This is a genomic window from Micromonospora sp. NPDC049171 (genome assembly GCF_040648275.1).
In the GTDB taxonomy this organism is placed as follows: Bacteria; Actinomycetota; Actinomycetes; order Mycobacteriales; family Micromonosporaceae; genus Micromonospora.
Map to the genome: position 1 here is coordinate 247,486 of NZ_JBEZDJ010000003.1, position 13,784 is coordinate 261,269.

At 73.8% G+C, this 13,784-nt stretch carries 4 protein-coding genes; 1 reads left to right on the top strand and 3 read right to left on the bottom strand.

The annotated features are described in order from the left end of the window. Positions 1-197: 197 nt before the first annotated feature. Entirely contained in the window at positions 198-2,897 is a 2,700-nt protein-coding gene (locus AB0B14_RS05565; protein WP_357521505.1) for an AAA family ATPase, read from the top strand. On the opposite strand, the gene AB0B14_RS05570 is transcribed toward AB0B14_RS05565, so the two are convergent. From AB0B14_RS05570 to AB0B14_RS05580, 3 genes are read right to left on the bottom strand one after another with little or no spacing between them, the layout of a single operon-like run. After that, the gene (locus AB0B14_RS05570; protein ID WP_357521507.1) at positions 2,860-6,708 is read right to left on the bottom strand and encodes a hypothetical protein; all 3,849 of its coding nucleotides are present in this window, start codon (positions 6,706-6,708) and stop codon (positions 2,860-2,862) included. The genes AB0B14_RS05565 and AB0B14_RS05570 overlap by 38 nt on opposite strands. A 5-nt stretch (positions 6,709-6,713) precedes the next feature. Next, positions 6,714-10,571, bottom strand: coding sequence for a hypothetical protein (locus AB0B14_RS05575; protein ID WP_357064862.1), 3,858 nt, complete (start codon positions 10,569-10,571; stop codon positions 6,714-6,716). Between the two features lie 3 nt (positions 10,572-10,574). Next, positions 10,575-13,763: a hypothetical protein gene (locus AB0B14_RS05580; protein ID WP_357521509.1), complete on the bottom strand. Its 3,189-nt coding sequence runs from the start codon at positions 13,761-13,763 to the stop codon at positions 10,575-10,577. Positions 13,764-13,784: the final 21 nt, after the last annotated feature.

The following is a 13,784-nucleotide window of genomic DNA, read 5'->3' on the forward strand; positions in this document are numbered from 1 at the left end:
GGTGGGTGGGGGCCGGCTCCCACCCACCGCTGCCCCGAACCCGGCGGCGCGCGCCCGCATTCCGACAACGATCCAGCGCATCAGGTCGGGCCCGGCGTTCCGGTGGCGACGATCCTGGAGGGCACCGGCTTGGGACAGCACGGTCAGCAAGCCGTCTCAACCGGACTCGCCCCCGGTGCGGGTGGCACCATCGAAGAATGCCTGCCCAGCTCCTCGAGCGCCGGTCCGCGCTGACCACGCTGCGGGCCGCCGTCGACGCCGCGCTGGGCGGCGCCGGCTCGGTGGCCCTGCTCACCGGTGAGGCGGGGATCGGCAAGACCAGCGTCGTGCGCCAACTGCTCGCCGAGGTCGATCCGGCGGTGCGGGCACTCTCCGGCGGGTGCGACGATCTGATCGCCCCTGCTCCTCTGGCGCCGTTGCGCGAGGCGGTGGCGAATCATGGGGGTCCCCTGGCGGCCGCCCTGACCGCGCCGCACCTACCAACCGCGCCGAGCGGCGCGGCCACGTACCCGTTGGTGGCGGTGTTGCCCGCGATTCTGGCCGAGCTGCGCGGCGCCCCCGCGACGCTCCTGGTGGTGGAGGACATCCACTGGGCAGATGAGGCGACCATCGACGTGCTGATCTACACGGCCCGGCGGATCGGGCCGCTGCCGGCCGTTCTGCTGCTGACCATGCGGGACGACGTGGACGACGCACACCCCGTCCACCGCCTGCTGGGATCGTTGACCACGGTGCCGGTGGTCCGCGTCCCGCTGGCCCCGCTGTCCGCCGCCGCGGTGGCCCGGATGGCGGCCGGCACCGGCCACGACGGTGCCGCGCTGCACGCCCTGACCGGCGGCAACCCGTTCTTCGTCAGTGAGTCGCTGGCGTCCGACGGCTCGGCCGCCTCGGGGGCGGTGCGCGACGCGGTCCGCGCCCGGTGCCGCCGCCTCGCACCCGCCTGCCAGGAGGCGTTGGCACAGCTCTGCGTGGTCCCGCGGGCGGTCGGGGTGGACCTGGCCGCCATCCTGCTCGGGCCGCAGGCGCTGGCCGCGCTGGCCGAGGCGGAGCAGAACGGGGTGATCGAGGTACGCCCGGACGGTCTGGCCTTCCGACACGAGCTGGCCCGCCGGGCGATCGAGGCCGACCTGCCGGAGCTGCGTCGGCGACTGCTGCACCGCCGGGTGCTGGCGGCGCTGCGGGCTGAGTCGTCGCCGGACCGGGAACGCCTGGTGCACCACGCGGTCGCCGGGGACGATCCGGCGACAGTGGTCGCGGTCGGCCCGAGCGCGGCCCGAGCCGCGGCGGCAGCGGGCTCGCACCGGCAGGCACTGGTGCTCCTCGAGTCGGTGCTGCCCTACCGCGACCGGCTGGGCGGCGCGGAGAGCGCCGCCCTGTTGGACGAGTACGGCTGGGAGCTCTACAACGCGCACCGGTTCCACGAGGCGGTGCGGGTCGGCGAGCAGGCCGCCCGGGAGTACGCCGCGTTGGGCGACGAGCCGGCCCGTGGGCGCTGCCTGATCCGCGTCTCCCGGCACCAGTTCATGGCTGGCGAGACCGACGCCGCCGAGCGGACCGCGGGCGAGGCCGTGCGGATCCTCGACAACCGGGCCGACGACGCGGCGGCGGCACACGCACTGCTCTATCAGGGCGCCATCCTGGCCCTGACCGACGACTTCACGCGGGCGGTCACCGCCCTGGAGTCGGCGCGCAAGCGGGCCGGCCAGGCCGGCCGCAGTGACCTGGACACCCTGTGCCTCAACTATCTCGGCATCGCCCGGATCGAGGTGGGTGACACCGGTGGGCTGGCCATGCTGCGCCAGAGCGTGAACACGGCCCGCGAGGACGGCCTGCTGGAGTATGTCGCGCGCGGCTACACCAACCTCGGCGAGATGCTCTTCCGGATGGGTGCCCTGGCCGAGGCGGCCGGGTGCGTGCGCGCCGGGCTGGCCTTCGCCGAGGAGCACGGCTTCTGGTCGCACGCCTACAACATGCGGGTGCACGATCTGCTTGTCGAGCTGCGCCGCGGCGGCTGGGACCACGCCGAGCCGGGGCTGCGCGCGCTGGCGCAGCGCCAGAACCACCCGGACATGCTGTACGTCTACAGCGTCCCCTGGTACGCCCGGCTACGCGCCCGCCGGGGTGACCCGGCCGCCGCGCCGCTGCTGGCGCAGGCGTGGGATCGGGCCCGTCGCGGCCGGCTGTTGCTGGGCACGGCGTACGCCGGCCTCGCCTACCTGGAGTGGGCCTGGCTCACCAACGACAGTCAGCGCGCGGAGGAGGTCGCCGCCGAGTTGCTGCCCCGCCTCGCGCACCCGGGTGCCGCGCCGTTCCGGGCCGAGGCGGTGCGGTACCTGGTCCGCCTGGGCGTCACCGTCGACCCGGTCGGCAGCCCGGTGACCGATGCGGTGGGCACGCAGGCGTCCGATCTGGTGGTGACCCAGGCGTACGCGGCAGGTGCCCGTGGTGACTGGGCCACCGCGGCGGCGCGGTGGGCGACCCACGGCGACCCGTACGAGCAGGCTCTGGAGCTGGCCGAATCCCCGGACGCCACCACGGTGGCCGAGGGTCTGCGGATACTCGACGGGCTCGGCGCGGTGGCGGCGGCCGACCTGGTCCGGGGCCGGCTGCGCGGTCGGGGTGCCCGGGTCCCGCGTGGCGCGCGCCGCGGCACCCGGGCCAACCCGGCCCACCTCACCGAGCGGCAACTGCTGGTGCTGAGCCAGCTCAGCGCCGGGAGGACCAACGCCGAGATCGCTGCCGACCTGGTGTTGTCGGTGCGCACCGTGGACCACCACGTCGCGGCGATCTTCGACAAGCTGGGGGTGCGCAACCGGCAGGAGGCCGCGGCGGCCGCCCGCGCGCGGGGCATCGGCCCGGCTAGCGCCACGCCCGAGGCGCCACGTCGGCCGGTGTGAGCACCCGGCTCAGGGTGCCGGCGAGAGAGTCACCGACGTAGGCCACGCCGGTGACCGGGTCAACCGCCACCGAGCACGGTACGGTGCCCAGCTTGACCGCCACCCGCAGGGCCCGGGAGCGGCCGTCCACCATCAGCAGACCGGCCGAGGTCGCGACGTAACCGATGCCGGTCCCCGGTCGGGTGGCCACCGCCCGACCACCGCCGGGCACCGGCAGCACCGCGCCGGCCGGCACCGGCCGGGTGCCGCCGTCGGTGGGAAAGTCGCCCTGGTCGAGCACCACGACCGCGGGGTGGGTGGTGCTGCCGCCGAGACAGGACACGAAGACCAACCCGGCCGGTACGTCGACCGCCACGTCGACCGGTTGCAGCAGCACATCCTCCAGGTCGATCGTGCCGGTGATCGCGTGCCGGCCGTCCGCGCGCCGGGTGATCACCGAGATGGCTGCCGTCTCGGGTACGCCGGAGCGGAAGGTCCGGGCGACGTAGACGCGTGCCGCGGTGCTGTCCACGGCGGCGGCGATGATCCCGGCGAAGCCGTCCTCGTCACCCACCACGTCAAGTTCGCTGAGGTCGGTCGGGGAGAGCACCCGCACGTGCATGTTGACTCCCACCGGCGGCGCACCGCCCTGGTGCACCACGTAGAGCCGCTGAGCGGACGCGTCGAGCGCCACGTCGACCACGCCCAGCCCGATCGGCCTGCTGATCCCCGGTTGTGGCAGGCCCGCGGTCACCTCGAAGCGCTGCACGGCGAAGTCGTGGTGGCCACCGTTGACCACGAATCCGTGGTTGCCCTGCGGCTGGATGGTGAGCGCGCGCGGCCCGTGACCCACGGCGGCCGTCCGCGCCTGGGTCAGTTCCAGGTCCCAACTGCTCAGGGTGCCGTCGTCGTCGGGCCGGTCGGAAGGTGAGTGGGTGGCGAAGACCCGTCCGCCGGCGCCGTCGCGGGCCACCGCCACCGCCGCGACGGCGCCCGGACCGCCCAGGGCCACCGTCGTCACCAGCGGCGCCGCCGGCACCGGCGGCGGTACGTACACGATCGCCGCACGCCGGACGCCGGCCAGGCTGGCCGAGATGTCGATCGGCTGCGGACCGGTGGGTGCCAGCACGTCGATCGCGAACTCAGCCGTGGAAGCTCCCGCGACGACGTCGACTCCACTGGGCACCCGGACCAGATCGGGGCGGTCGCTGTGCAGGGTGACCCGCTTGCCGCCGGCCGGTGCCGGGCCGGTGAGCAGCACCCGGCCGGTCGCCCGGGCCCCGACGAAGAGCCCGGTGCGGGCGTGCTCCACCCGCTTGAGCGAGACCGAGTCGAGGGACTCCAGCGCCTCGTACTGGATGTTGACGTCGACCTGGTGCAGACCGGTGAACGGGACGGTCACCGAGTCGTAGGCCAACGTCCAGCCACCGGTGAGGCCACGCCCGTACAGGCTGAACAGGTGCTCCTGACCGGGGACGGCGGCCGTGTCGCCGGTCCACACCTGGGTGGCCGGCTCGAAGCGCAGCACCAACTCCTGGGTGGCCGGAGGACCGGTCAGGTCGTGCACGCCGAGGTCGAGGTCGCGCTGTTGGGAGAAGCCGGCATGCGTGATCGTCATCGGCAGGCTGTTGTCGTTGCCGGCCATCCCCCGCAGGTTGACGGTGACCCCGACCACCTTCAACTCGGCCAGCCCGGGCGGCAGTTTGGCCAGCGGCAGGTCGAACCACAGCGACTTGGCGTTGACGAACCGGTTGATCGCCGCGGGGTGCACGCCGACGGAGAACGCGTTGTGGATCACCTGGGTGCCGTCCTGGACCACCAGTGACCGCCCCTTGGCCCGGTGCCGGTCGCGCTCCGCCACCGGGTCCCGGGTGAAGATGGCGTTCATCATCAGGTCGTAGGTGCCCACCGGGAAGTCGGGCGGGACCTTCTCGTCCAGGTCCAGATCCAGGTCCGGGTAGGCCAGCGCCGCGGTCTGTCCCGAGATGCCGCCCGGGTTGCCCCGGTCCAGGATGTAGAGCTTCAACGCCCGCTGGGCCCGCTGACTCCAGTGGTCCAGTGCGTCGAAGAGGCAGAGCAGGCCGCGCAGCAGTCGGGACACCGGCGACTTGGCCGGCCGGTCGTCGGTGTCCACCGAGTCCAGGTCCCGGATCGCCTCCCGGGCGCGCCGTTTGAGGTCGTCGATGGCCGCCGTCGTGCCGGCGATCTGCCGCAGCCGCAGCGTCGCCAACCGCCAGCTGTGGCAGGCCTCGGTCAGCTCGATCAGCAGGTCCCGCAGGGGCCCGTCACCCTGGGCGGCGCGCAGGTCGGCGGCGACCCGGCGCAGGTGCACGACCCGCCCGGAGCCGGGGGTGCCGACCTGGGCCCACTGGCCGTGCGCGGCCAGGCCGACACCGGCGGCCGCCAGTTGGCTGGTGGCGGGCCGCCCGGCGAGGTAGGGGCCGCCGGCCGCGGTGCCGGCGTCGACAAGCAGGTCGGTGTCCGCCGGCAACAGCAGCCCCGCGGCACCCGGTGGCTGGGTGGGGTCGGGCGCGCCGAGCACCTGGGCGATCGTCGTGACCAGGTCGGGCCCGGAGACAGTGCCGGAGCCGTACGAGATCAGCGCCTCGGCGACGGTCAGGTCGCCGAGTCGTTCCTGGATGCGCAGCACACTGTGGCCGATCAGCTGCCCGGAGGCCTGCTGGGCCTGCTCGGCGGCTGCCCGTCGGCGTCGGGCGCTCTCCCCGATGGTCTCCTCCAGCGGCCCCTGCTCGCCCAGCAGCGCGGTCAACTGGGTGCGGATCGCCTCCCGGGCCCGCAGCAGCCGTTGCTGGTCGCCGGCGAGCAGCAGCGGGCCGTCGCCGGGCGCGAACAGCGCCGCCCGGAGGGTGTCCGCCGCCGCGCGCCACTGCCCGGCGTAGAAGTCGACAGCCGGCACCAGATCCAGTTCCAGGTCGCGCTCCACGCCGATCTCGGTGCGGTGGTCGGCCATCAGGGCCCGCAACTGTGCTGCCATGGCGCCCGGACGAAGCCACTCGACGGCGGCGTACTCCCGTTCTGCCTCCACCAGGTTGCCGGAGCGGAACTCGTACCACGCCTGCCTGCCGCGCTGTTCGGCCCAGCGGTCGCCACCGCGCCCGGAGAGCTGTGGGCGTAGCTCCTCGTCGTACTGCTGCGGGGTGCGGGCCAGCACCTCGGCGGCGCGGGCGCCGCCCTGGCCACCCGGTTCCCCCGGCGGCCCCTGCGGGCCCTGATTCTCCGGTTCGTTCGGAATGCCTGGCCCACCTGGTCCACCATCACCGCCCGTGCCACCCTGGCCGCCGACTCCGGCGAAGGTGTTGGTGCCGGAGGCCTCGACGTAGAAGACGTGCACCGGGCCTCCGGCTCCTCCGGGGCCGCCCGGGTAACCCCGTAGACCGGGATGCCCGCCGATCGGCGGCGGGGGCGGTGGCGGCAGCGCCGTGGTCCGCGAGACGTTCGGGTCGTTGACCGGTGGGCCGGGATCGCCTGTCGCACCCTTGCCGCCGCGCTGCCCGGTGCTGGTGGCGGAGACGTCCGTCAGCCTGCGGGCGTGGATCACCAGTTGGCGGCCGGCGAGGCCCTCCTCGCCCTGCGCCGGGGTGCCGGGCACCTGCATCGCCAGCGATGGCGTACCGGCCGGGCCGCCGCCGACCACCTCGTCACCGACGATGACGACATCGCGAAAGCCGCGGATCACCGCGCCGAGCAGCACCACCCGGCGGCCGATGAAAACCAGTGGCCGACCACCGATGATTGTCGATTGCGGCAGACCGTCGACGAGCGCCTGATCGATGCGGACCTCGTCACGGATGTGCAGTCGGAAGACGTCCACTGTGCTCAGCTCTCCTCGGTCGCGGCGGTGGTGGCTGGCGGGTTGGGATCGATCACCGCGCGGTCGAAGATCTCGGTGTAGACCGTCCGCAGGGCTTCGCCCGGACCGGTGACCGCCCAGCCGCGCTGGCGCTCCTGCACCACGACCCGGCCGGCGCGCAGCTCGCGCATGAGCTGATCCGGTGGTGCCCCGGCGGCCACCCACTCCAGGCGCATCGCGGCGATGCCACCGGCCGGTGCGGGCAGGGTGGTGACCCGCCAGCCGTCACCGGGCGTGCCGGTGGTGCCCTCCTGCGCTCGGACGCCGCTGTCGGAGCCGATGTCGGAGCTGGCCAGGAAGGGGTCGGGCATCCGGCGCTCGTGCCGCATGGTGAACTCGCTGGCGGTGGCGGGCTTGCCGAAGACGTTGACCCGCACTCCGGTGGCCCCGAACTTCTTCACCTTGATCTGCCGGTGCGGGGGCAGCTGGACCAGGTCGGTGGTGACCACCCGGGAGACCGCGCGGCCGGGCAGTGAGTGCGGCTGGAAGCGCACCAGTCCCAGTCGCAGGAACGGCCACACCGCGAGGTCGACGTCCACGTCGATGTCGGCGAACCACAGGTCCCGCTCGGCGTCGAAGTGCACCGGGTGCCCGATCACGGTGACCTGCCGGCCGCCCGCGGCCGGGTCCAGCAGCGTGACGGTGGTCGTGACCTGGCCCGGTGTGTCGAAGTCGCCGGCGACGAAGTGCTGCTGGTCGCCGAGGCCGATCTCCTCGATCGGGTCGCTGCCCCACCGGGTGACCAGGCCGGACAGCGCCCGGCCCTCCTCGACGTCACCGTCGGTCGGGCTGGCGAAGAGCACCACGCCGAGCAGCTCGCCCTCGCCGGTGCGATTCCAGCGGCGGTTGAGCCACACCCGCACGCCCATCGTCTCCCGGGTGCTGGTCCACTCGCCGAACTCCGTGCCCCTGGTGAAGCGGAACGACGGCACCACCGAGTGCACGTCCGGTGGTGGCGGCACGGCCCGGTTGGGCACGTGCACCAACATCTCGGTGCCCTCGCGCAGTTGACTCTGGTCACCGTCCGGCACGGCCGGGAAGTACTCCCGGAACCGGGTGGACCCGACCGGTCGGTAGGTGACCGCCCGGTGCCGGGTGTCGCCGAAGAACTGCGACGCGGTCAGCGTCGCCGGTCCACCGGCGCGCTCCAGGTCGGTGGGGGCGAGCGTGGCGGTACGCGGCTGCGGGTCGACGCTGCCGGTGCCCGCGTCCACCGCTTCGAGCCAGGACGCCGCCAGGTGCACCCGACCGGTGGTCGGCCGGTGCGCCTGCACCTGCGCGGTGACGGTGACCTGCCCGGTCACGCCGGTCGCGGTGACCGTGGGCGGCCCGATCAGGGCCGGTGCCACCAGCGGCTTCTGCACCGCGTGCACCACGGTGACCGGTTGCCGGGAGGACAGGCCCAGCACCTGCCCGTCCAGGACGTCCTGCGGGTCGGCGGCACCGACGGCGAGGTGGTCCAGCCGGTCGGGGTGCAGCGTGCTGGACAGCTCGAAGGTCTGCTCCACGCCGGGAGGAACCTCGACGATCAGCACCGATCGGCCACCGGACTTCTTCACCGAAACCTGCACCACGCCGGAGCCGGCCGACATCGGGCGGACCACCAGCTTCGCCGGCGGCAGATCCGGCCAGCTGCCCCCGTACTCCGTGCTCACCACCGGCGACGCACCCGGCACACCGCCGATGGCCACGCCCGCGACGGCCGGGTCCGGCAGGTAGGGCAGCAGGGCGGCCGGCGCGTCGATCACCACGTAGGCGCCGTTGGGCAGCGCTCGACCGCGCGGCACCGGCAGAGTGCCCTTGACCTGCCTGGTCGGGTCGCTGGTGACCAGCTGCAGGCCCGGTTGGGGCACCATCGCACCGTTCGGGCCGGGCACCATCGGGTCGAGGAACGAGCCCTCCTCCCGGCGGGCGACGGCGAACATCCGCTCGCGGACCGCCGGGGTGGCCTGCGGCCCGAACGCCGCGTCGAACATGGCGTGCCGCTCGGCCAGCATCTGCGGGCTGTCCGGTGCGGCGACGTGCCGCTCGCAGGTGCCCAGCAGGGTGCCCTGGCCGTCGCTGCGCACCACCAGCCGGAGCAGCGACTCGCCCTCGGTGAAGCGCCTGGTCGGCACCAGGGTGGGCGAGCCGGCCGCCTCGTGGCGGAGGTAGCGCACCGCGGGCAGCACCTGGGTGGGATCGCAGACGTCCGGGTCGATCGCGGTGCCGGCGATGTCCACCGCCCGGGCCCGGAGCTGGTAACTGCGTCCGTAGCGCAGCCTCGGTAGCGTGCCCGGCGCGGTGGTGACCTCCGCGCGCAGCGGATAGCCGGGCGCGAGGGCGCTGTCGATCTCCTCCACCTCCGGGCTGTCGCGGCCGTCGCCGCCCACCTTCGGCCCCGGCTTGCCGACCGACAGGCCCCAACCGTCCCACCCGGCGATCTCCTCGCCGACGACGAGCCGGGTGACGCCGAACTCGTCATCCTGCTGTGCGGCGACCACCGCTTCGGTGCGGCCCTCGTCGTCGGCGTCGACTGTCAACTCCCCCACCGTGTAGCGCACCCGGCGGCGCATGAGCGACCGGAACGGCCCGCCGTCGGTGGCCACGTCCAGCCGGTAGCCGGTGGTCACGTCGTCGGCGAACAGCACCGCCGGGGCCTGCACGCCAGCCGAGGCGATCGCATCGGTGCGGCTGGTGACGTGGCTGACCACCGCCTCGGCGCGGGCCTGCTGGCCGAGGGTCAGACCGACGTCGCGGCGCACCGGCAGCCGGGCCGGCAGCGGCTCGCCGGAGCGCGCCGACGCGGTCGACGCCGCCGCCAGCTGACCGCTCAGGCTGGCCACATCCACACTTGTCAGCACGTAGGTGGTGGCCGGGTTGCGCAGGTTGAGCACCCCGCCGACGATTTCGGCGCGGGCGTCCGGCTCGGTGGCCATGGTGAACCGGCGCGCGGACAGGTCGCTGACCACCGCGCTGAACGGCTGGGAACGGGGCACCAGGCCGTTCAGCGGCTGACCGGCCGCGTCCACCACCCGGACGGTGCGCGCGCCGTCGAACGGCGCCAGCTCGAGATCAACGCGGAGACCCAGGGGTACGGAGAGTGCGGGGTGCGCCATCAGCAGGGTGCAGACCTGGTGGAAGTCGGCCTGGGTGACCGAGTTGACCCCGGTCAGCGGCCCACCGGCGGCCCGCCCGTCCGGACCGGGTGCCCGGCGGGGGCCACCCGCGCGGCGTAGCCACCGGGCGTAGGCGGCGATCGGCAGCGCCATCGCCAGGTCCTCGTGGCCCTCCTCGCGCAGCCGCCGCACCGCCGTGGCCAGCGTCGCGCTCGACGTCGCCGCCGGGGCGAGCAGGGCGGCACCGACCTCCCGGCCCATCGCCCGCGCCACCCGGGGATCACTGTCCACCGTGGCCAGTGCGGCGATCGCCCGTCGCACCACATGGTCGGCGCCCAGCGAGCCGGTGGGGTTGGTGTCGTTGACGCTGGCGTACATCTGCTCCAGAGCCGTCGCGGTGACGGCGAAGGTCGGCCCCGGTCGGGCGGCTCCCAACGCACGGCGCCCGCCGGCCTTGGTGAGCACCCGGGTGGCCGGGCCGAAGAGCGCCGTCCACAGCGGCGTCGACGCCGGGCCGCCGCGCCGGGTCAGCGGCTGCGGCTCGCCGCCACCGGTGTCGGCCAGGAAGAGCGGCCCGAGGGCGTTGACCACCGCCGGCCAGTTCGCCAGCGGCGTACCGTCGATCGTGGTGATGCCCTGGCCGCGCGGGGCGGCGACCAGGCTGAGCTGCGCCCTGCCGTCGGCGAAGCCGGCCGGCAGAACGGTCCAGAGCACGCTGTACGTCATCGTCTACTCCTGTGCGAACGCGGCGCAGTAGGTGTCCCACGGGCGCGGGCCGGGCCGCCCGGTCGGCGCCATCAGTTGGGCGAAGGTCGGATCGGCGCTGGGGCCGGCGAAGCGGCGCTCCATGGGCACCACCACCGACTCGCTGAAGAACAGCACCTTGATCTCCACGGCGATCTCGGCGTAGCCGTACAGCTCGTTGGAGTCGAGGTCGTAGTCGAGGGTGAGCGTCAGGGTGATCGAGACGCTGATGATGCTCAGGACCTCGACCTCTCCGCGGATGCGGAAGTAGCCGCCGATGCGGGCGATGTCCTTGCTGGCGTCGATGTCGAAGAGCACACCGCCCATCGCCTCCACCGACCCGCGCGCCACGAACAGGTCGACCGAGAGCGAGGCGCCGAACTCCAGGGCACCGACCAGCTTGATCAGACCGGTGGTGGCCACGCCGATGGCGAGGTGCCCACCCCCGCCGAGCGCGGCGATGGTCAGCCGGAACGGGTTGTCCGGGGTGGAGAAGCCAAGATCGAAGGAAAGCGGGTACGGGTCGCCGGTGAAGTTCAGTTCCGCGCCGGCGGAGATGGCGATGTTCTCCAGCGCGAAGACGCCGATCGCCAGCGACGGCACCGGGAAGCTGAAGCCGGACCGCACTCCGGTCGGGGTCACGGTCAGCGCCGGCGGGTCGGAGAAGCCCTCCTGGTCGACCAACTCGGCCAGGGTGGCGATGAAGGCGAGCACCTGGCCGTAGCGCAGCGCACCCAGCTTGATGTCGACGTCGGGCTTGCCGGCGTCCCTGCTGGTGAACCGGATGCTCCTGATCGGCACGCTGAGCAGCGGCACGGTGTCGAAGGCCGGCGTGGTGGTGGAGTGGATCTGCAACTCCACCTGCTGGACCACGCACTCGCTGGTGGACCGGGTCTCCAGCCGGGCGGTGTCCACCTCGGTGGTCTGGGTGATCCGCAGGGTGGCCTGGTTGGCGTCACCGGGGTTCTCCCGCACCGGCCGCAGCACCACGAAGCCCTGGTGGAAGCGGGCCTGCGGCTTGTCGCCGAAGAGCTTGGTGTCCCAGGTCAACACCTGCGAGGCGACGCCGTCGACCAGGTCGCTGACCATCTTGTAGGCCTTGCCCAGCTCCCGGACGATGCCTTCGTCGGTGGGCAGCAGATCCTTGAGCCTGGCCAGACCCAGCAGCTTGTCGGCGTCCTTGAGGAACGACAGGTCCACCGCCCCGGCTGCCAGGGTGGTCAGGTTCGCGCCCGCCAGCGCCCCGAACTGCCGGGAGATCGCCGAGGTGCTCAGGCTGAGGGCGGCGAGCCCGCCGGTGGCCTGCTGCGCCAGGCCGACCGCCGGCGATTCGCCGACCAGCTTCAGGAAGACCTGTCCCTGGGCGTTCGCCCCGTCGAAGAGCGCCTGGGTGTACGGCGCGGCGTACTGCAACACCGCCTCTTTCGCCCCCGGCGCGTAGCGGTCCAGCCCCGCGACGCGCCCGATGATCTGTTGGGCGACGGGCAGCCCGGTGGCGGCGTCCAGCGCCAGGTCGACCTTGCGGGCGAGCACCGTCGTGGCCTGCTCCGGGGTGGGCACCTCCGGGCCGGCCGCCGACCGGGTCGCCGCCGATCCGGGCTCCGGCATCGGGGCGACCGCCAGCGGCAGCCCACCGGCCTGGATGGTCCGGAAGACGTTCTCGGGCACCTGTGCTCCGCCGCCGAGGGTGTCCCACAACGCCCGGGCCTGCGCATCGGAGGCGGTGTGGGGCACGAAGAGCAGCGGCAGCGCGAACGGCACCGGGCTGCCCTCCTGGTCGTAGCCGACCAGCTGATAGGCGAACGGTGTGGCGGCGTCCAGCCGCAGCACCCGTGAGCCGGTCATCCCACCGGGCGGCTGGACGGCCTCCAGCGGCGGGGTCACCGTGGTGACGACGTCGACGCGGGTGAACGGCCAGCGCCGATGAGCGTCGCCGCCCACGTCGTCCACCGACGTGGCGGGCGACACGAACGGCATCTGCGGATCGGTGACCAGGATGGTCGCCGCGGTGCGCAGCGCGGCGACCCGGGTGCTGCCGCTCTCGAAGCGCCGTACCGTCTCCTCGGTGAAGATCGCCCGGTGGCCGAACGGGTAGAGCCGGCCCACCACGACGATCCGTTGCGCCTGGTCGCGGCCCATCGACGTGTCGTGGCGCCACTGCGCGACGGTGGCGGCGATCTGCTCGGGCGTGGAGCCCGGCGGCGGGTCGGGCCAGTCACCCCGCACGCTGAGCCAGCCACCGAGGCTGCTCAGTGCGAGCCGCCGCACGGTGGCCGGCGCGACGGTGCGTGACTGCTCGGAGATCTCGACGCACAGGTCGGCCCGGAGGGTGTTCTTGAGCCGCGCGTCGTCGACGTCGTCGGCCCACCCCGGCTGCGGCGCACCGCTCTGCGGGGTGTGGGTGAAGCGCGCCGCCAGTGGCAGTTCGGCGCTGGCCGAGAAGTCCACCGAGGTGACCTCCAGCCGGGTGCTCCACAGGGCGGTGCGGCCGGCGTTCACCCGGGCCGCGGCGGCGTGCCGCAGCCGGACGTGGCCACCGGGGGACTGCAGGTTGAGCAGGTAGGGCAGGCGGAACTGCGACGCCTGCGGGAAGCCCGGCGGCGGGGCGGGCACCAGCGCGGCGTTGGCGGCGCGGGCGCTGGACGTACCGCCGGATCGTGGTGGGCTGACAGCGGCCCGGCGGGCCACGCGGTCCTGGCGCCGGTCCTCCGCCGCGGCCGGGTCCACGGGCCGGCCGACCTGCGCGGCCATCGCGGCCGCGACCAGGTGGTACGCCGAGGTGGCCGGCCGGGGTGGCCGGACGTCGAGCGGTTCGACCGCGCCGCCCTGTTCACCGGGGACGATCTCCAGCCGGGAGATCGCGGCCAGGATACTGGCGACGGACAGGTCGATCGGGCCGTCCGACGGGCGCACCACGAGCACCACGTCGCTGGGTGGCGTGAAGATCGGCTTGGTCTGCACCAGTCGTGGGCTGGCGCCCCGGGCGGCGTTCTCCAGGAGTTGCTGCGGGGGGAAGCGCACCCACAGGTGCCCCTGTGCGGCGCCGGCAACCAGCTTCAGGTCGTAACCGGTCGGTGGGCCGGGGCGCAGCTGCGGCTGCAGGTTGCTGACCGACACCTGCAACACGAGCTGGTCCTCGGCCCGGGTGAGGGCGAACGACGGCGAAAAGGCCATACGCCCACCCTGGCCTCCGCC

Coding starts and splice junctions, on each gene's coding strand:
- AB0B14_RS05580 (WP_357521509.1), bottom strand. CDS start 13,763: ATGGCCTTTTCGCCGTCGTTCGCCCTCACCCGGGCCGAGGACCAGCTC.
- AB0B14_RS05565 (WP_357521505.1), top strand. CDS start 198: ATGCCTGCCCAGCTCCTCGAGCGCCGGTCCGCGCTGACCACGCTGCGG.
- AB0B14_RS05575 (WP_357064862.1), bottom strand. CDS start 10,571: ATGACGTACAGCGTGCTCTGGACCGTTCTGCCGGCCGGCTTCGCCGAC.